General features: G+C 69.5%; 16 protein-coding genes, 1 tRNA gene and 1 pseudogene. 11 read left to right on the top strand and 7 right to left on the bottom strand.

The window, feature by feature from the left end; all coding sequences use genetic code 11:
- The 6 genes from K5L49_RS06500 to K5L49_RS06475 all read left to right on the top strand — a co-directional run bounded on the left by K5L49_RS06500 (window position 1) and on the right by K5L49_RS06475 (window position 3,827).
- Window positions 1-663, top strand: coding sequence for a GNAT family N-acetyltransferase (locus K5L49_RS06500; protein WP_223691308.1), 663 nt, complete (start codon window positions 1-3; stop codon window positions 661-663).
- Window positions 664-727: 64 nt separating this feature from the next.
- Window positions 728-1,771, top strand: coding sequence for a hypothetical protein (locus K5L49_RS06495; RefSeq protein ID WP_223691307.1), 1,044 nt, complete (start codon window positions 728-730; stop codon window positions 1,769-1,771).
- Between the two features lie 51 nt (window positions 1,772-1,822).
- Window positions 1,823-1,898, top strand: a tRNA-Ala gene (locus K5L49_RS06490).
- A gap of 637 nt (window positions 1,899-2,535) precedes the next feature.
- Window positions 2,536-2,793, top strand: coding sequence for a ribbon-helix-helix domain-containing protein (locus K5L49_RS06485; protein ID WP_223691306.1), 258 nt, complete (start codon window positions 2,536-2,538; stop codon window positions 2,791-2,793).
- Complete coding sequence (locus tag K5L49_RS06480) at window positions 2,790-3,032, top strand: toxin (RefSeq protein ID WP_223691305.1); 243 nt, start codon at window positions 2,790-2,792, stop codon at window positions 3,030-3,032. Before K5L49_RS06485 ends, K5L49_RS06480 begins: the two co-directional genes overlap by 4 nt.
- 249 nt (window positions 3,033-3,281) lie before the next feature.
- Window positions 3,282-3,827, top strand: coding sequence for a putative immunity protein (locus K5L49_RS06475; protein ID WP_223691304.1), 546 nt, complete (start codon window positions 3,282-3,284; stop codon window positions 3,825-3,827).
- A gap of 2 nt (window positions 3,828-3,829) precedes the next feature.
- On the opposite strand, the gene K5L49_RS06470 is transcribed toward K5L49_RS06475, so the two are convergent.
- Entirely contained in the window at window positions 3,830-5,140 is a 1,311-nt protein-coding gene (locus K5L49_RS06470; protein WP_223691303.1) for an ABC transporter permease, read from the bottom strand.
- A 116-nt stretch (window positions 5,141-5,256) separates the two neighbouring features.
- A complete protein-coding gene (locus K5L49_RS06465) occupies window positions 5,257-5,859 on the bottom strand; it encodes a LysE/ArgO family amino acid transporter (RefSeq protein ID WP_223695258.1) in 603 nt (200 codons plus the stop codon).
- Between the two features lie 84 nt (window positions 5,860-5,943).
- On the opposite strand from K5L49_RS06465, the gene K5L49_RS06460 reads away from it, so the two are divergent.
- The gene (locus K5L49_RS06460) at window positions 5,944-6,828 is read left to right on the top strand and encodes a LysR family transcriptional regulator ArgP (RefSeq protein ID WP_223691301.1); all 885 of its coding nucleotides are present in this window, start codon (window positions 5,944-5,946) and stop codon (window positions 6,826-6,828) included.
- Window positions 6,829-6,894: 66 nt separating this feature from the next.
- Here K5L49_RS06460 and K5L49_RS06455 read toward each other — a convergent pair whose 3' ends face one another.
- Window positions 6,895-9,795, bottom strand: a complete 2,901-nt coding sequence (locus tag K5L49_RS06455) for an aminotransferase (protein ID WP_223691299.1) — start codon at window positions 9,793-9,795, stop codon at window positions 6,895-6,897.
- A 159-nt stretch (window positions 9,796-9,954) separates the two neighbouring features.
- On the opposite strand from K5L49_RS06455, the gene K5L49_RS06450 reads away from it, so the two are divergent.
- Window positions 9,955-10,341: a DUF3054 domain-containing protein gene (locus tag K5L49_RS06450; protein ID WP_223691297.1), complete on the top strand. Its 387-nt coding sequence runs from the start codon at window positions 9,955-9,957 to the stop codon at window positions 10,339-10,341.
- Between the two features lie 89 nt (window positions 10,342-10,430).
- Here the strand turns inward: K5L49_RS06450 and K5L49_RS06445 are convergent, their stop codons facing one another.
- Genes K5L49_RS06445 through K5L49_RS06435 form a run of 3 tightly spaced genes read right to left on the bottom strand, consistent with a single transcriptional unit; the run spans window position 10,431 to window position 14,004 of the window.
- On the bottom strand, window positions 10,431-11,696 hold the full coding sequence (locus K5L49_RS06445) for a DUF445 domain-containing protein (protein WP_223691296.1): 1,266 nt from the start codon (window positions 11,694-11,696) through the stop codon (window positions 10,431-10,433).
- Window positions 11,696-12,838, bottom strand: coding sequence for a M24 family metallopeptidase (locus tag K5L49_RS06440; protein ID WP_374107678.1), 1,143 nt, complete (start codon window positions 12,836-12,838; stop codon window positions 11,696-11,698). The genes K5L49_RS06445 and K5L49_RS06440 overlap by 1 nt, the downstream gene beginning before the upstream one ends.
- The gene (locus tag K5L49_RS06435; RefSeq protein WP_223691295.1) at window positions 12,838-14,004 is read right to left on the bottom strand and encodes an acyl-CoA dehydrogenase family protein; all 1,167 of its coding nucleotides are present in this window, start codon (window positions 14,002-14,004) and stop codon (window positions 12,838-12,840) included. The genes K5L49_RS06440 and K5L49_RS06435 overlap by 1 nt, the downstream gene beginning before the upstream one ends.
- Window positions 14,005-14,115: 111 nt before the next feature.
- Here K5L49_RS06435 and K5L49_RS06430 point away from each other — a divergent pair, with 111 nt between their 5' ends.
- The 3 genes and pseudogenes from K5L49_RS06430 (at window position 14,116) to K5L49_RS20645 (ending at window position 16,660) form a co-directional block, all read left to right on the top strand.
- On the top strand, window positions 14,116-14,949 hold the full coding sequence (locus K5L49_RS06430) for an alpha/beta fold hydrolase (RefSeq protein WP_223691294.1): 834 nt from the start codon (window positions 14,116-14,118) through the stop codon (window positions 14,947-14,949).
- Window positions 14,950-15,031: 82 nt separating this feature from the next.
- A complete protein-coding gene (locus tag K5L49_RS06425; RefSeq protein WP_223691292.1) occupies window positions 15,032-16,027 on the top strand; it encodes an aldo/keto reductase in 996 nt (331 codons plus the stop codon).
- Window positions 15,912-16,660 (top strand): annotated as a pseudogene (locus K5L49_RS20645) (NADPH-dependent FMN reductase). The gene K5L49_RS06425 and the pseudogene K5L49_RS20645 overlap by 116 nt, the downstream one beginning before the upstream one ends.
- Before the next feature lie 132 nt (window positions 16,661-16,792).
- On the opposite strand, the gene K5L49_RS06415 reads toward K5L49_RS20645, so the two are convergent.
- On the bottom strand, window positions 16,793-18,004 hold the full coding sequence (locus K5L49_RS06415; RefSeq protein ID WP_223691290.1) for an MFS transporter: 1,212 nt from the start codon (window positions 18,002-18,004) through the stop codon (window positions 16,793-16,795).
- Between the last annotated feature and the right edge of the window lie 153 nt (window positions 18,005-18,157).

Raw genomic sequence — 18,157 nt, 5'->3', positions numbered from 1 at the left:
GTGGCGATCGTCGTTCCGACTTTGAGCGAGGGCAGGGTGGGGTTGCGTCCCATCCGGCTGAGGGATGCACGCCCCCTCGAACATTCGCTGCTCGACAATCGCAGCTGGCTGCGGCAGTGGGAGGCCACGAGCCCCTATGCGCCGATGTCGTTCGACACCCGGTCGAGCATCCGGTCGCTGCTGACGAACGCGCGTGCCGGTCACGGTCTGCCATTCATCGTCGAGTACGACGGCGAGCTGGCCGGTCAGCTGAACGTCTCGTCGATCACCTACGGCTCGTTGTCGTCGGCGACCATCGGCTATTGGGTTTCCGAGAAGTTCGCCGGGCGCAACATCACACCGACGGCGGTGGCGTTGGCGACCGACTATTGCTTCTACCAGCTGGGTCTGCACCGCATCGAGATCTGCATCCGCCCCGAGAACGGCCCGAGCCTGCGGGTGGTCGAGAAACTGGGCTTCCGTTATGAGGGTCTGCGTCGCCGCTACATCCACATCAACGGCGACTGGCGCGACCACTTCTGTTTCGGTCTGGTCTCGGAGGAGCTGACCCAGGGGGTGCTGCGTCGCTGGCTCGACGGGCAGGCACCGGCCGATGCGGCCATGGTCACCGCGGAGGACAAAGCCGCCGCAGCCAACCCCATCCCGATCGCGAGAGATCGCTGAGCGTTCGGTGACACACCCGCACGGCTGACGACGCTGGAAGCACGCCGCCCCCTACCGTAGAGACATGAACGGCGACGCGATGGGTGGCGGGGTGGTCTTCGCGATCGCGGCTGCCCTCTGGTTGGCGTATCTGATCCCGGTGTGGGCGCGTCGGCGCGAGTATCTCGCCACCGAGCGCAATGCCGTGCGACTGCAGCAGACGATGCGCATCCTCGCCGAGACGAGCGAGCTGCCGGATGCGGTGCGCCTCGAGGCGAACGCCCGCACGGTGGCCGAGCAGCAGCGCATCCTCAAACGCTCCGAGCAGATGACACTGGCCCACACGCGTGCGACCGCTGAGGCCCGCGCCCGGCGCGAACAGGCGATCGCCGAGGAGGAACGACGCGCGGCCGAGGAGGCCGAGCGGGCCGCCCAGGCCGCCATCTCCCTGGAGCGCGCCTCGCGTGCGGCCGCCGCGCAGCGCGCACGCGCACTCGCCGCAGCCACCGGCGTTCCCGCGCTCTCTACCGCACGCCGCCGCCGGCTGCGCCGTTCCCGTGCCTTCTCGTCGGTCGTTTTCGTGATCGCGGTCGTCGGCGTCGTCGTGGCCGTCGCGACCGGCGCCTGGGCGTTCGTCGCTCTCACGGGCGTCGTCGGGGTGGCTTCGGTCGGGATGCTCGCCCGTCTCGCCCGCCCGCAGCGCGCCGAACCGGCCGCGCACCAGCAGGCAGCCGCACCGCGCACCTCCGAGCTGTACGACCATGCGGACCACGCCGTGCCCGAGACGCCGGAGCAGCGCCGACCCCAGCGGCAGCCGTGGACTCCGCAGCCGCTCCCCAAGCCGCTGCACCTCTCCCGCGGAACCGTCGCCGCCGGCGCGATGGCCTCCATCGACGCCGTGACCGAGCTGCGCCGGGCGGCCGCGCGGGCGGAGATCGACCGCAAAGCCGCCGAGCTCGTCCCCGCCGTCGCCCCGCTGCGGCCGGCGGCTGTCGTGGCGCCGTCGCGTCCCGCTGCGCCGGTCGCCACCGCCCCCAGTCGCTACGCCTCGATGGGCGTCGTCGACGGCGTCGGCGACGGTGCGATCGACTTGGATGCGGTGCTGCGCCGCCGACGCGCCGCCAGCTGACCCGATTCGTGATCGACCCCGAGGGGGTGATATCGTTTCTAAGCAGTTCAAGGGGCTATGGCGCAGTTGGTAGCGCGCTTCGTTCGCATCGAAGAGGTCAGGAGTTCGAATCTCCTTAGCTCCACCATAAGAGGCTTACTAGAATCACCATCGTCGTAGATGCCGGTGAGGATAGCGTCAGTAAGCCCACCACGTTCTGATCCGAAAGGACCGCCGTTGTTGGCGGTCTTTTCTTGTTGTGGCCCCTCGTGTCGGGCTCGTTCGGCGTTCGCACGTGTGGATGCCACGGCGAGTGACTGACCTGCGTTGAAGGCCTTCCAGCCGCGCTGTGCGGCCAGGAGTTCCCGCAGGGGTTGCTTGACTTCGTCTCCGATGACGTCGTCCTGGGCGATGTATAGGTTGTTGAATATCGCCTGGTTTAGTTCACGGCGGACTTCATCGGTCGAGTTCACATAGAGGTCGCGCGGTTCGCGGAGCAACTCGAGGAATGTCTCGATGTGGGTTTGACCGGCCTTGAGATCCGAGGTGGTGACGGAGAGTTGTCCTTGGAGGGCCTCGCGATCAGGCACATCGCAGATGCAGCGGCCTGGCTTAGTCGGGCATAGTGCCTCGGAGGTGACCGTCGAGAGCTGTCACAGTTCATCCACGCGACCCTGCCACCGCCCGTGATCTGGAACTCGCCACCGAGATCGCAGATGGCTGTGCGACTATCTGACTGGGGTGGCATCTGGCCACCGGCCTTATTTTTGTATAACATTAATGGTATGAGTGAGCGCGAGACGATCAACGGCACGCCTGTCACCGAGGAGCAGATCGCAGCCTGGGCAGTCGAAGCGGAGGCTGGCTACGACGTGGCGACGTTGAAGAAGCGGGGTCGCGGGCGTCCTGGCCGTGGTGCTGAGCCGTCGCAGGTCATCGCGTTGCGTCTCACGGCGGACGAGATCAGTGCTCTTGATGCGCGGGCGGAGCGCGAAGGCACGTCCCGCTCCGAGGTAATTCGCGAGGCACTGGCCTCGGCGTGAGAGTCCACCCCTCGGCGCTCAAGCACGGTGTCGATGCCGAGGACGCGATCCAGGCTGCGACCTGGGCGACCTGGATCGAGGACCTCGATGACAACAGCCCAGCCGGGCAGCTTCGGCTCGGGTTCGACACCCGCGGCCGATTGCCGGAGACGGTCGTGTTGGTCTTCGACAGCGGACACGAACTCGTGAACCGCCGCGCGATCGACATGACGCTCTCGCCGTTGTCGCGTGCCGTTTGAATGGCGTCTGTTTCTCCGCCAGAGGCGTTCGAGTCCGTCTCTTTGGTTCCGTCATCGCCTCATCAAGCCCCGAATCGGCTACGGAAGCAGATGACGCGAGATCCCGCTTCGCCAGTTCCCACACCGCTTCCAGCCGCTCGACGCGCTTCCGCTCATGTGATTCGAATCCGCCCAGGTCCACCATTTCAGACGTTCTAGAGCACGTTCCCGTGTCTCGATTCCCGTTCCCACGCGTGCGAGAGTGGGGGCATGGGATCTCCGCAGGCGCTCAGTGAAACCGATCGTCGTGTCGTCGCGTCGTGGGCGGCGGACTGTGCCGAGCGGGTGCTTCCCCTGTTCGAGGCCGGCGCGCCGGACGACGACCGTGCGCGGGACGGCATCGAGCGTGCGAGGGCGTTCGGGCGTGGCGAGCTCGACGCGGCGGGGGAGATCCGCCGGCGATTCGTCGCGGGCCGTGCGGCGCACTCGGCGACGGCGCCCGCCGCGGTGGCGGCCGCGCGAGCGGCCGGTCAAGCCTCCGGGGTCGCGCATATGGGCGCGCATGCACTGGGGGCGGCCGCATATGCGGCAAAAGCCGCCGCGTTGGCAGCACCTGGACAGGAGACCGCCCGCGCAGACGAGGTCCGCTGGCAGCTGGAGCATTTGACGCCCGCTGTGCGCACGGCCCTGGCGCGCTTGCCCCTGCTGGGGGAGGATGCCGCCGGGCCGCTGGGGTCGGGGCTGCTCGCTTCGGGCGTGCTCGCCACGACGATCCGCGAGATCCAGGCCGAGCTGGCCCTCGCACGGAACCGGTAGCGTCAGGCTTCTCGGCGGTCGGTGTGCGGCGGGTCGTCGTCGCGGTCGGGCGGGGCGAACGAGCCGTCGTCGCCGAAGAGCACCGAACTCGAGTCGCGTTCGTCCTCGAAGCTGCGTCGTGCCTCGTCCTGGGCGCTGACCGTGGCGAGGTCGATGGAGGAGATCGTGCCGGTCTCCGTGGACTCGAGACCGTGCCGGGCGAGGATGTGGTCACGCTCTCGGGCGAGGAATTCGCGGTTCGCCTGCTGCGCATCCGAGAACATCGTGGTCTTCCCTCGCAGCACACGGCGCACTCGCAACGCCTGCCAATACGGTTTGCCGACGAACATGAGCAGCAGGCCGATGGCGGCATAGCAGGCCATCATGACCAGCCCGCGGCTGGAGCCGGGGCCGACCCCGTAGAGCGTGCGTTTGAGCATCTCGGTGATCCCGCTGCCCACGACGACGTTGTTGAGCCACGCGAACGGCTCCGGCATCAGCCACGGCGGGTACGCCGCGCCCGATGACGGCACCGAGAGGAAGACGAAGATGACCATCGCCGGCAGCGCCACGAACCGTCCGAAGAAGTAGCTCAGACCGTTGACGGCGAGGCCGATCGCCACGATCCAGCCCCAAGCCATGAGCACCAGCGGCCAGAAGTGCCCGTGGATCGCGCCGATGACCGGCCCGACGAGGATGTTGGTGACGAGTGCGATCACGAACCCGAGTCCGACGATCACGGCCATCCGGGTGCGATGCCGCAGCGGTGCGCCCATCAGCCCGATGAACATCGCGGTCATGTAGCCGCCGATGCACCAGGCGAGCATCAGGTACATGGAGGTCATTCCGAACGAATCCCAGGGGGGAAGCGGAACGAGGTCGGTGATCGTCGGGGCGCCCTCGGTTCGGGTGAGCACGGGCACGAGCAACGACTTCACCAGGCTCGCCGCCTGGAACTGGTGTGCGCTCGCGATGATGATCGTCTGGGTGGTGTGGTCGTACGCTCCGGCCACGGCGCCGTGGATGACAGCCTGTTTCGCCGCGTCCACGGTCGGATAGTCGATGAACTTCACAGAACCGCCGAGCGCAGTGTCGATGCGCTGCTGGGCCTCCGCCGTGGTTGCGACGACGCCGACGGGCACGTCGTGGGGTGTGGGGGCGTGGAAGGCCGCGACGTAGCAGGCGCAGAACATGACGATGAAGAAGAGGGGGAGCCAGAGCTGCAGGCCGATCAGCTGCAGCGACGGATGCAGCGTCGCATACCAGCGCCGGTATGCGTTCTTCGTCGGCCGGCTCGCATCGACGGTGTCTCTTCCTCTGTCGGAACCGACCATCGGGCACTCCTTCCGCCGAAGCCCACGCTACTCCGCAGGAGTGCCGACGAGGTGCCCTCCGCGACGCGCTCGACGAACGAGCGGCGGAGGGAGCCCGGGCGGCGGCACGCCGAGGATCAGACGACGAGCAGCACAGCGAGAACGATCATGAGCACGGCGATCGCACCATCCAGGATGCGCCAGGCCGCCGGGCGGGCGAACACCGGTGCGAGGTAGCGGGCACCGAACCCGAGCAGACTGAACCAGAGGATGCTGGCGATCACCGCGCCCGCGCCGAACACCCAGCGTCCCGGGTCGCCGTGGGAGGCCGAGAGCGAACCGAGCAGCAGCACGGTGTCGAGATACACGTGGGGGTTCAACCAGGTGAGTGCCGCGACGGTGCCGACCGCCGTGAGCAGCGACGTCGCGCCGGCTCCAGCGGCCGCCCGGAGGTGCTCCGGGCGCAGCGCCCGCCGCGCGGCGAACAGGGCATAGAAGAGGAGGAACGCGAAGCCGGCCCAGCGGGCCACTTCGAGGGCGACGGGCGCCGCTCTGATGACGGCGCCGATGCCGGCGACACCGGCGAGGATCAGCACGGCATCGCTCGCGATGCAGATCAGCACGATCGGCAGCACATGCTCGCGTCGCAACCCCTGACGGAGCACGTACGCGTTCTGCGCGCCGATGGCCACGATGAGGGAGGCGCCGGCGCCCAGCCCCGTGAGCAGGGTCGTCAACACGAGGGCGGGGGTCACCCGATCGACTCTAGGCAGAGAAGTGGATTCAGTGAAGCTCAGGTTTCTGATGCAGCATTAGAATCGCTCATGATGGACATCGCCGGCGAACCGCTTCGCACCCTGGCGGCCGTGATCGACCGTGGCAGCTTCGAACGTGCCGCGGAGGCGCTCCGCATCACACCGTCTGCGGTGAGCCAGCGGATGAAAGCGCTGGAGCAGCAGGCCGGGCGGGTGCTGGTGCTGCGCACGAAGCCGATCGAACCGACGGAGGCGGGCCGCATCCTGCTCCGCCTCGCCCGGCAGGTCGCTCTTCTCGAGTCGGAGGCGGCGACGGAACTGGGCGGCAGCGCGGCGGGCCGAACGACGATCCCGCTGGTGATCAACGCGGACTCGCTGGCCACGTGGGCGCTCCCTGCGTTGGCGACGCTGCCCGAGGTGAGCTTCGAGATCACGCTCGACGACCAGGACCACACGCTCGACCGGCTCCGCGACGGCACGGCGATGGCGGCCGTCACCTCCGATCCCGAGCCGGTGCCCGGATGCGTCGTGAGCCGCCTGGGATCGATGCGGTACCTGCCTTCCGCCAGCCCGGCCTTCCGGGAGCGCTGGCTGCCGCAGGGGCCGACCGCGGAGGCACTCGCACGGGCGCCGATGCTCGTCTTCGACCGGAAGGATGCGCTGCAGGAGCGCTACCTCACCGCGCGTGGGGTCGCCGCGCATCCGCCTCGCCACGTCGTGCCCGCCTCGACGGAGTTCGTGCGCGCCGCCGAGCTCGGACTCGGGTGGGGGATGCTTCCCGATCTGCAGGCGACGCCGCTGATCGCCGACGGCCGACTGATCGTGCTCGAAGAGAGAGCCGTGCTCGACGTTCCTCTGTATTGGCAGCAATGGTCGGTCGCGTCGTCCACGCTGGCGGCGGTGTCGGCCGCCATCGCCGAAGCCGCGCGCAGCACCCTGCACCAGCGCGTCTGACCGCTCCCGCATCTCTGGCCACCGAATCTGACATTCGCCGCAGACGTCGGCGGGGCGGGCGGGGCGTTACAGGGTCGCCAGAACCAGGTCGAGGGCGTCAGCGAAACGGTCGGCGCTTTCGCGCGTGAGACACAGGGGTGGCTTGATCTTGAGCACGTTCTTGTGATCGCCGGTCGGCTGCACGACGCTGCCTTCGGCGAGCATCCGTTCGCAGATCAGTGCCGCCTCGGCGGTGGCGGGCTCCAGCGTGGTGCGGTCGCGGACGAGTTCGACGCCCAGGTAGAGCCCGAGCCCGTGCACGGCACCGATCAGCGGATGCCGCGAGCCCAGTTCGCGCAGCCGGTCGGCCAGGTGCCCGCCCACCTCCTCGGCGTTCTGCTGCAACCGTTCGTCGCGCATGATGTCGAGCACGGTGAGCCCGACCCGCGCGCTCACCGGGCTGCCGCCGGCCGAGGAGAAGAAGCTGCCCTCGGCGGCGAACGAGTCGGCGATGGCCCGGGTCGTGAGCACGGCCCCGAGCGGATGGCCGTTGCCCATCGCCTTCGCGACGGTGATGATGTCGGGCACGACCCCCTGCTGCTCCGAGCCCCAGAAGTAGCGGCCGAGACGGCCGTAGCCCACCTGCACCTCGTCGGCGATGCACACGCCGCCGCGGGCACGGATGCGCTCGTAGACGCCGCGCAGGTAGCCGTCGGGGAGCATGACCCCGCCGGCGTTGCCGAACACCGGCTCGGCGATGAACCCGGCGATACCGGTGCCAGCGTCGTCGAGGTCGGCGAGGTCCGCATCCAGATCGGCCAGGTAGGCGGCCGCGGAGCCGGCGCCGCGGTGGCGCCCGCGGAAGGTGTGCGGCGAGGCGATCAACCGCACCCAGTCGGGGCGTGTCTCACGGGCGCGCGGGTTGTCGCCGATCGAGGACGAGACCGCATCCGCGCCGAGGGTCCAGCCGTGGTACGCCTCGGTCACAGCGAGGATCGTTCGACGCGCGGTGTGGGTCTGCGCCAGTCGCAGAGCGAGGTCGACGGCCTCGCTTCCGCTGTTGACGAGGAAGACGGTGTCGAGCGGGGCGGGCGCGATTCCGGCAAGGCGTTCGGTGAACCGGGCGAGCTCCTCGTAGTGGAAGCGCGAGTTGGTGTTGAGCAGGGCCCACTGGTCGCGCACCGCAGCGACGAGCCGCGGATGCGCGTGCCCGACGGCCGTCACATTGTTGACCATGTCGATGTAGGTCTGGCCCTGCGTGTCGACGAGGTGGTGCCGCCAGCCGCGTTCGATGAGGGGCGGCTGCGTGAAGTAGTGCTCCTGCACCCGGGCGAAGGTTTCGTCGCGGCGGTCGAGGACGGCCGCGGAGTCGGCCTCGGCCGCGGCGAGGGGCAACCCGAAGAGTATGGACGGGTCGGGGCTGATCTCGCGCCACACGGCGGCGGGGAACTGCGGGGTGACGAAGGCGGGCGGGCGGAACCCGCGCAGGCGGGAGAGTTGAACGGTGAGCACCGTCGCGCGGCCGAGCCGGTCACCGGCGGCGACCGTGGCGGCGCTCGCCGGCCGCTCAAGCCCGTCGAGCCAGAGGTCGGCCTCCGGGCCGCGCAACCGCCACGATCCGGCGACCTCGTCGAGGTCGCCCGCGAACGGCGCGAGCACGGCCGTGCCGTCGGGCACGGCAAGCGAGACGGCCAGAGCGAGGGTGGGGGAGGCGGTTCGACGGTCGATCGTCGAGCGAGTGAGGCGGTGTTCGCCGAACCGGGTGAGGGCGTGCCCGGATGCGGCGGCCTCGGAAGCCAGCGCCCGTCGTTCGGCCGAGGGGTCGAGCCAGGCGCCGCCGTCGAGGGAGTGGCTCGTCGCGGAGAGGTCGACGAGGTTCGCGGCGGTGGAGTCGAGCGGAACCACCCGGCCGGCCGGAACGCTGCTCTCCGCTGAGTCGGTTGCGGCAAGCCGCCACCGGATGAATGTCTCCAACTCGTCGGCGTCGAGCCGGCGGGCGAGGTCGAAGGCCAGCCATTCGTGGTCGCGGTTCTGGTCGGCGTAAGCGTTGTCGGTGTCGATCATCACCTGCTGTTCGCCGCTCACGACCAGCACTGCGCCGCGCAGCACGACGAGCGGCCAGAGGGCGGCGAGGTCGGCGTCATCGAGGGGTGCCTCAGCGGCGAAAGCGGCGATCGTCTCCAGCACGGCGAGCGGTTCCTCGGGAACATGGTGCAGCGCGGAGGCGACGGTGGCGGCGAGCTCGCCCACCAGCCAGCCACTGGCGACGTCGCCGAAGTCGATGACACCGGGGGCTTCGGCCGGGTCGGTTCCGTCGGCCGGGCGACCGAGCACGATGTTGTCGTCGGTCACGTCTCCGTGCACGGCCTGCACGCGCAGACGTGGACGCAGTGGGTCGAGCCGGGTGAGCGCCGCATCCGTCGCCTCGCGAAGCGCCCTCCGTTTGGCCGGGTTGGCCACGTGGTCGATGAGGAGGGCGACGACCTCGCCGGCGATGCGCGCATCCCACTGGGTCGTGCGGGCCAGACCAGGATGGTCGAGGGCGGCGAGGCCGGCCGCGACGCGTCCGGCCAGCGAACCGAGCGTTGCGAGCTGCTCCGGCGTCGGCCGAGCGACCCCGGTCAGCGGCTCTCCGTCGAGGTAGCGGAGCACGCGGGTGTGCAGTGATTGGCCGCGCACAGTGACCGTCACGAGGTCGCTGCCGTCGAGCGCGGGGACGACCTCGGGGATGCGCACGCCTGACCCGCTGAGAGCCGCGAGCGCCGCGTTCTGGGCGTGCAGCTCGTCCACCGAGAAGACGGGGTTCGCGAGTTTGAGCACGAAACGCTCCCGACCGGTGTCGACGAGGAAGTTGCGATCCTGCTGGCTGCCCAGCTCTTTCAGCTCGCCGTGCAGACCGAACTGTTCGCCGGCGATGCGCACCGCATCGGGGAGGGTCACATCGGGCCGTGGAAGCGACGGCTGGGCGAGGAAGTCGAAGTTCGGCACGGAAGACTCCTGGACTCGTTCGGGCGTTTCGTCAGTCTACTGAGCGCGGGTGGGCGGGCGGCAGTCCCCCGGGCGGCGTCGCGCACCCGACCCCGTGCGTGCCGTTCCGACGCTGTCGCTGCCAGGCAACGCACGGCTGAGGCACCGTAGCATCGGAGCGTGAAAAGCTGGAGGACCGCGGCGGTGGCGTTCGTGATCGACGTCGTGCTCGTGCTCGTCTTCGTGCTCGTGGGTCGTCGCAGCCACAGCGAGGCCACCAGCGTGTCCGGGATCGTCACCACTCTCTGGCCGTTCCTTCTCGGGCTGCTGCTCGGCTGGCTGGTGACGGCGGCGTGGCGGCGGCCGCTCGTCATCCTGTGGCCCGGCATCCCGGTCTGGCTGATGACCGTGGCGGTCGGGATGCTGTTGCGCGTCTCCGTCGGTCAGGGCGTCGAGCCGAGTTTCATCGTGGTGGCCGCGATCGTGCTCGGTGTCTTCCTGCTCGGCTGGCGGCTCATCGCCCTGCCGATCGTGCGGCGTCGGGTGCTCCGCCGCGCCGAACAGTGACGTCGGCGGCTGCGAAGAGGTTCAGGAACTTTCGGGGGCGATCGGTCGTGCCGCGGCGACGAGCCGTTCGGCCGTCTCCCGGGTGAGGGCTAAGGAAGCAGGGCACTCGCGACAGTGAAGAGGGCGAGTCCGGCGAGCGCACCCACCACGGTTCCGTTGATCCGGATGAACTGCAGGTCTTTGCCGATCTGCAATTCGATCTTCTCGGTGGTCTCCCGCGCATCCCACCCGGTCACGGTGTCGCTGATGACACTCGCGAGATCGTGACGGTAGGTGGTGACGAGGTGGGCCGCCGCCTCGGTCAGCCAGCGGTTCACCCGGTCGCGCAGGGCCGGGTCGGCTGCCAGGCGGGCCGCCGCGTCGGCGAGGGCCGCCTCGGCGCGTCGGCGCAATTCGCTCTGCGGATCGGTGAGCGCCGCGATGACCGCCGCGCGGGTGGCCTCCCAGGCGGAGGCCGCGAGCTCGCGCATCCGCGGGTCGTCGAAGGCCCGGCCTTTAGCCGCCTCCAGCTTGGCGATCGTGACCGGGTCGTGCTGCAGCCGCTCGGCGAGTTCGGCGAGGTAGCCGTCGAGCGTGCGGCGCAGCTTGTGGTCGGGATCCTGTCGCACCTCGCCCAGAAAGCGGCGCGCCTCGGTGTACACCCGATCGTCCACCATCCGGTCGACGAACGAAGGGACCCAGGAGGGGAGACGCCCGGAGACGAGGGCGCCGAACGCATCGGGGTTTGCCGCCACCCAATCGTCGAGCCGGTCGATCAGCAGGTCGACGGCGTCGTGGTGGCCCCCCGACTCCAGCACCTTCGCCCCCAGTCGGCCGAGCGGCGGCCCCCAATCCGGTTCGATCAGATGCGTGCGCGCGACCGCCTCGATCGCATCGCGCATGGCATCGTCGTCGAGGAGCGAGGCGAGACCGCGCACGGCCGTCGCCGCCTCGGCCACCACACGCCGGGCATTCTCGGGGCGGGCGACCCAGCCGCCCAGGGCACCGGCGATGTCGATCGAAGCGAGCCGACCGGATACGACCTCATCCGAGAGGAAGTTCGTCTCCACGAACTCGCCGAGACTCACGCCGATCTCGTCTTTGCGGTTCGGGATGATCGCCGTGTGCGGGATCCGCAGCCCCAACGGATAGCGGAACAGGGCCGTCACGGCGAACCAGTCTGCCAGGGCGCCCACCATGCCGCCTTCGCTCGCGGCGCGCACGTAGCCCAGCCAGGGATACCGCCCCTGCAGCGCGAACGACACCGCGAACACCACCGCCATGCCGATCAGCAGGGCGAGGGCGAGAGTCTTCATCCGTCGCAGCGCACGGAGCCGCTCCTGATCGGCCGGGGAGAGCGCTTGTCGCTTCGTCATCACCGCACGATGTGCAGCTCGCGGCTGGTGTTGTTGAGGCGCTGCGCGCCGTGCTCGGTCGCGACGACGATGTCTTCGATGCGAACGCCGAACCGGCCGGGGAGGTAGATGCCCGGCTCGATCGAGAAGCACATCCCGGGCAGGATGGGCTGCTCCTCGCCCTCCACCATGTAGGGCGGTTCGTGCGTCGTCATACCGATACCGTGGCCGACACGGTGAATGAAGAACTCACCGTATCCGGCGTCGGCGATCACAGCCCGCGCGGCCCGGTCGACCTCCTGACAGGCGACACCGACGGCGACGGCGTCGAATGCGGTCTGCTGTGCGCGCTTGACCGCCTCGAACACGTCGTGCTCCTCGTCGGTGGGGTCGCCGACGTGCACCGTGCGGGTGGTGTCGGAGCCGTAGCCGTCCATGATGCCGCCGAAGTCGAGCACGACCATGTCGCCGTCCTCGATGGTGCGTTCGCCGGCCTCGTGATGAGGGTTCGCGCCGTTCGGGCCGCTGCCCACCACCGTGAAATCCACCTGGGAGTGACCGTGTTCTCGCAGCAGCCGGGCGAGATCGGCAGCGACCTCTGTCTCCCGGCGACCGGCGAACCGCACGGAGAGGATGTCTTCGAAGGTGGCGTCAGCCGCGGCGCCGGCCGCGGCGAGCCGGTCGATCTCGTCGTCGCCCTTCACCGCGCGCAGCATCGGCAGCGCGCGCGAGATCGATTCGAAGCGGGCCTCCGGCAGCTTCTGTTGCAGTGCGAGCAGGTGCATCGCCCAGGCCGCGTCGGAGATCGCGTAACGGCCGGAGCGTTCGAGCAGGGCCGCGGTGGGAACGTACTCGTCGGTGCCGTCGGCCCAGTCGACGATACCGAAGGCTCCCGCGGCCCGGGTGGCGGTCGCGCTGTCGTGCTCCAGGAGCGGCACGACCATCGTGGGTTCGCCGACCGCTGGGATCACGAGCAGAGTGATGCGCTCGGTCGTGGCGATCGGCAGGTAGTCGGCGAAGTAGGCGAGATCGGGGCCGGGTGCGATCAGCAGCCCGTCGAGACCGGCGGCCGCGGCGCTCGCAGCGCCGCGTTCCATCCGTTCGACGAACTGCGCGGGGGTGATCGCCGGTGAAGCGGAGACCGGGTTCGTCACCTCTTTCATCACCGGTCCTGTTCCGGGGTGCCCAGCCACGCGGCCGCGACCGTGGAATGGGCCGACTCGTCGTCGGAGGGGTGGAAGATGCCGGCGAGCACATCCCGGTACAGTCGCCCGAGCTCGCTGCCGGCGAAATAGCTGGACCCGCCCGACACCCGGATCGCCTGGTCCACGACCTGCCGCGCGGTCTCCGTCGCCCGCACCTTCAACCCCACCAGTTTCGGGAACCACAGGGCCCCATGGTCGGTCAGAGCATCCACATCGTGGGCGAGAGCGTCGAGCTGGGGCAGCAGCGCATCCTGCGCGATCGCCGCGTCGGCCACCCGCCACCGGATGTCCGGGTCGCTGGCGTAGCTGCGGCCATCGTTCTTGAGGCTGGTGCGTCGGTGGGCGGAGGCGACCGCCAGGTCGAGTGCCCGGGCGCCGATGCCGGTGTACACGGCGGCGAGCAGGATCTCGAAGTTCGCGAAGATGGCGAACACGAGAGAGTCCGGGTTGGGGCCGGGATCCAGGCGCCGCACGACGCGGTCGGCGGGGGAACGCGCTCCGTCGAGCACGGTCGTGTTGCTCTGGCTGGCCCGCATCCCGATCGTGTCCCAGTCGTCGCGGATCTCGAAGCCGCCGCCGTCGCGATCGATGAAGCCGTAGACGATCTTGGGGGCGTCGTCGCTCGTGGTGTCGAGGCCCATGGTGCCGAGCCTCGTCCATCCGGGGGAGAGGGAGGTGAAGATCTTGGTGCCGTAGTAGCGGTAGGAGCCGTCGGCCTCGGGGTGCGCCTCGGTGGTCGAGCCGAAGAGCACGAGGTCGTTCCCGGCCTCGCTCAGGCCGAACGCGAACACCTCTCCGGCGCCCGCCTCGCGCAGCACGAAGTCGAGCGAATCGTCCCCACGGTCGTGCAACACCTTGGCGACCCCGGTCCACACCAGGTGCATATTGACCGCCAGCGCGGTGGCCGGAGCGGCGCCCGCCAGCAGCACCTGTTCGCGGGCGACCCGCTCCAGCCCGTAACCCAGCCCGCCGAACTCCACCGGGACGAGCGCCTTCAGATACCCGAGCTCCCGCAACTCGTCGAAGTCTTCGGCGAAGAACGCGTTCTCGGCGTCGTAGCCGGCCGCCCGGGAGCGGATGCGCTCCAGCAGGTCGACGGTCAGGAGCGGGGTCTGCTCAATCACCCGTCCAGCCTAGGGTGTGTCTGGGCGTTTCGGCAGGAATCGGTTCGGGCAGCGCACCCGCAGCGCAGCGCCGTCGCCGGGCGACGCCCGATCGCCGACGATAATGGGCGCATGGCCTGGGTGAGGGATGCGGTTCGCACGCTCGTTGGCCGGCGCGCGCCCCGGCTGCACATCGCCGGAGATGTCGGCGACGGGCCGGTCGTCGTTCTCGTGCACGGCATCGCCTCCTCATCGGTCACCTTTCAGAACCTGGTTCCACTGCTGGAGCCCACGCACCGGGTGATCTCGATCGACATCCTCGGGTTCGGCCGCTCACCGGCGCCCGCGGACTCCGAGTACACGATGGAGGAGCATGTGGCCGCACTCCGGGCCACGCTCCGCGCGTTGCGGCTCCACCAACCGTTCGTGCTCGTCGGCCACTCGCTCGGCAGTCTGATCGTCGCGCGCTACGCGGCCGACCATCCGGGCCGGTTGACCCGGCTCGTGCTGGTGGGTCCGCCGGTCTATGGCACGCCGGCCGAGATCGGGGATCGCCGGGTGCGCAGCCGGGTGAGCGCGTACCTGCGGGCGTACGAGTTCCTGCGCACCAACAAGGAGTTCACGATCTTCAACGCGGGGGTGCTCGCGCGCCTGCTTCCGATCAAGGGGGTCTTCGAGATCACCGCGAAGAACTGGGATCCGTTCGTCAAATCACTCGAGAATTGCATCGAACGGCAGACCGTCGTGAGCGATCTCGCCCGCGTCACCGTGCCGGTCGAGGTGGTGTACGGGAGTCTTGACGCGTTCATCGCCCCGGGGAGTCTCGCGGTCGTCGAGGCGCTGCGCTCGGTGACGATGCACCGCGTGGAGGCGAACGACCACATCATCCGTAAGCGCCTCGCGCGGGTCGTCGCCGCAGCGGTCGGCGGGGTCGCGATCCGCGACGGGGTCGACTCCGGGGCGTGAGTCCAGGCGTGCTCGCGGGTCAGCGGTCGCACGGCGGCGCCGGCACCGCATCTCGAACCGGTCGCACAACTACGCTGAGGGCATGGACAAGCGCACACTCGGCAGGACGGGCCGCGAGGTCTCGGTCATCGGACTCGGCACGTGGCAGCTCGGCGCCGACTGGGGTGATGTGAGCGAAGCGGATGCGCTTGCCGTGCTCGAAGCGGCGGCCGACGCCGGAGTCACCTTCTTCGACACGGCCGATGTGTACGGCGACGGTCGCAGCGAAGAGATCATTGGGCGGTTCCTCGCTTCTCGGCCCGACGCCGGGGTGACGGTCGCCACGAAGATGGGCCGGCGTGAGGCTCAGGATCCCGCGAACTTCACGCTCGCGAAGTTCCGTGGCTGGACCGACCGCTCCCGCCGCACCCTCGGCGTCGAACGGCTCGACCTCGTGCAGCTGCACTGCCCGCCCACATCCGTTCTCTCCAGCGACGCTGTCTACGACGCCCTCGACACTCTCGTCGCCGACGGCGCAATCGCGGCCTACGGCGTGAGCGTCGAGACGTGCGAAGAGGCGCTCGCGGCCATCATCCGGCCCGGCACCGCCACGGTTCAGATCATCCTCAACGCTTTCCGGCTCAAACCCCTCGACCGGGTGCTCCCGGCCGCAGAGCGCGCCGGGGTCGGCATCATCGCACGCGTCCCGCTCGCCTCCGGTCTGTTGAGCGGCCGATACACGGCGGAGACCATGTTCGCCGCCGACGACCACCGCAGCTTCAACCGACACGGCGAGGCTTTCGACGTGGGGGAGACCTTCTCCGGTGTCGACTTCCAGGCCGGCGTGGCCGCCGCCCGCGAGTTCGCCTCCCTCGTGCCCGACGGCCTCACCCCCGCCCAGGCTGCGCTCGCCTGGGTGGCCGGGCTGCCCGGCGTGAGCAGCGTCATCCCGGGTGCCCGCTCGCAGCGGCAGGCCGAAGCGAATGCGGCGGCCGGCACGGCCGAGGCGCTCGCCGCCGTCGCCGACCCGGCGTTCGGTGCGGGCGTGCGAGAGCTCTACGACCGCTACTTCCGCGCGGCGGTGCACGACCGTTGGTGAGCGCATCCCCGCCCTCGCGCGCTCCGCGCGAGGGGCAGAACCGCGGTCGCGCGCGCGACCGGAAAGGACACCCATGCCCACTCTGATGATTCTGATCGGGAGCGTGCGGCCCGGCCGGGTCGGTCTGCCGGTCGCTCAATGGGTGGCGTCGGTCGCCCGGGCTGACGGGGGGTTCGACATCGACCTGGCCGATCTCGCCGAGATCGCCCTGCCCTTCATGGACGAGCCCAACCATCCGCGCCTGCGCCGGTACACGCACCAGCACACGGTCGACTGGAGCGCGCGGGTGGATGCGGCCGACGCCTTCCTCTTCGTCACCCCGAGTACAACTACAGCTATGCGCCGTCGGTGAAGAACGCCCTGGACTACCTGAGCGCGGAGTGGCGACGCAAGCCGCTCGGCACCGTGAGCTACGGCGGCATCTCCGGTGGAACGCGCGGTGTCGTCGCGCTGCGCCCGACCGTCGTCGCCCTCGGCCTCGTGCCGACCATGGCCAATGTCGAGATCGCCTACGTCGCCCGTCAGATCGGTGACGACGGCGCTTTCACCCCGACGGAACAGCACGAGCATGTGCTGGCAGCCCAGCTCACCGAACTCCACACCCTCGCGGAGGCCCTGCGTCCCCTCCGCTGACCCGGCACGCGGTGGCCCTGACACTCCGTTGAGCGGCGTAAAAGCAGCCGAAGACTCCGAGGTCGATGGCTTTGCCGCCCGCAATGGCGGCCCGCAATGCCGGCCCGCAATGGAGGAAGACGGAGGGCGCGGTCAGGAGGGCTGGACGGGGACGGGCTCGGTGTCGGGGATGGGGGAGGCGTCGCGGCCGCGGAGGTCGGGGTGGATGCGGTGGGCGAGCGCCGGCACGATGAAACCGATGAGGGCGAACACGCCGGCGACCCAGAAGGCTCCGACCGGCCCGGTGCTGTCGATCAGAAAACCGGCGAGGGCGGAGCCGAGGGCTGCGCCGATGAGCTGCCCGGTGCCGACCCAGCCGTACGCCTCGGCCGTATCGCTGAACTTCACGCTGGCCGAGACGATGGCGAAGAGCACGGCGAGGGCGGGCGCGATGCCGAGTCCGGCGATGATGAGAGTGAGCGACAGCCCCCACCACGAGCCGAGCATCAGGGTGGAGATCGCGACGCCGATGAAGACGATGAGCATGCGCCGGGCCGTCGCCCACGGGCCGATGGGCACATGGCCGAAGGCGAGACCGCCGACGAGCGAGCCGAGTGACCAGATGGCCAGGACGATCCCGGCGAATGGCGACCCTTCGCCGAAGTTGGCGACGACGCCCGCCTCGATCGCGGCGCAGGAGCCGACGAGCAGGAACCCGACGACCGTGGCGAGCAGCACCGGTGGCCGGCCGAGCACGGCGCCGAGGCGGCGTTTGCTGCGCGGGATGCGCACCCGGCCGACCTCGGGCGACGAGATGAACCAGAGCCCGCCGAGCAGCATGATCGCCACCGACATCAGGATGCCTTCCACTGTGCCGATCTGCGTGGAGACGAAGGTGATGGCCACCGGTCCGGCGATCCAGATGATCTCTTGCGCCGAGGCGTCCAGGGAGAACAGTGGCGTGAGCTGGCGAGAGTTCACCATCTTGGGATAGATGGTGCGCACGGCGGGCTGGATGGGCGGCATGCTCAGGCCGGCGAAGAACGCGACCGCCATGGTCAGCGGGATGGGCATGACGAACACGCCGATGGCGGCGACCGCGATGGTGCACAGACCGAGGGTCGTCCAGAGGACGGTGCGCATCCCGAGCACGCCCATCAGCCGGCTGGTCATCGGTCCGGCGATGGCCTGGCCGATGCTCATGGCGCCGAGCACGAGGCCGGCGGCGGCATAGGAGTGGTGCACCCGTTCGATGTGCAGCAGGAAGGCGAGCGAGAGCATCCCGAACGGGAATCGAGCGGTGAGCTGGGCGGCGATGATGCGCCCGACGCCCGGTGTCTTCAGAAGGCTCGAATAGGTACTCACAAGGAGCCAAGTCTATCGGCCGGCGACGTTCCGGGAAGGAGCGGAGTGCCTGTGGATAAGTGGACAAGTTATGCACATCTGTGGATGACACGCCCACTAGATGTTGGGTTCGATAAATGTCGAACCCCCGCTATATAGTGGTCACACGCCGAA

The organism is Leifsonia poae (assembly GCF_020009625.1).
Lineage (GTDB): Bacteria > Actinomycetota > Actinomycetes > Actinomycetales > Microbacteriaceae > Leifsonia > Leifsonia poae_A.
The sequence above is the reverse complement of the archived record's forward strand: the minus strand, read 5'-3'. Positions and strand labels throughout refer to the sequence as shown.

Bases quoted from the DNA above. Each gene is read 5' to 3' on its own strand.
- K5L49_RS06495 (WP_223691307.1), top strand. From the start codon at position 728: ATGAACGGCGACGCGATGGGTGGCGGGGTGGTCTTCGCGATCGCGGCT.
- K5L49_RS06485 (WP_223691306.1), top strand. From the start codon at position 2,536: ATGAGTGAGCGCGAGACGATCAACGGCACGCCTGTCACCGAGGAGCAG.
- K5L49_RS06475 (WP_223691304.1), top strand. From the start codon at position 3,282: ATGGGATCTCCGCAGGCGCTCAGTGAAACCGATCGTCGTGTCGTCGCG.
- K5L49_RS06470 (WP_223691303.1), bottom strand. From the start codon at position 5,140: ATGGTCGGTTCCGACAGAGGAAGAGACACCGTCGATGCGAGCCGGCCG.
- K5L49_RS06460 (WP_223691301.1), top strand. From the start codon at position 5,944: ATGATGGACATCGCCGGCGAACCGCTTCGCACCCTGGCGGCCGTGATC.
- K5L49_RS06445 (WP_223691296.1), bottom strand. From the start codon at position 11,696: ATGACGAAGCGACAAGCGCTCTCCCCGGCCGATCAGGAGCGGCTCCGT.
- K5L49_RS06440 (WP_374107678.1), bottom strand. From the start codon at position 12,838: ATGAAAGAGGTGACGAACCCGGTCTCCGCTTCACCGGCGATCACCCCC.
- K5L49_RS06430 (WP_223691294.1), top strand. From the start codon at position 14,116: ATGGCCTGGGTGAGGGATGCGGTTCGCACGCTCGTTGGCCGGCGCGCG.
- K5L49_RS06425 (WP_223691292.1), top strand. From the start codon at position 15,032: ATGGACAAGCGCACACTCGGCAGGACGGGCCGCGAGGTCTCGGTCATC.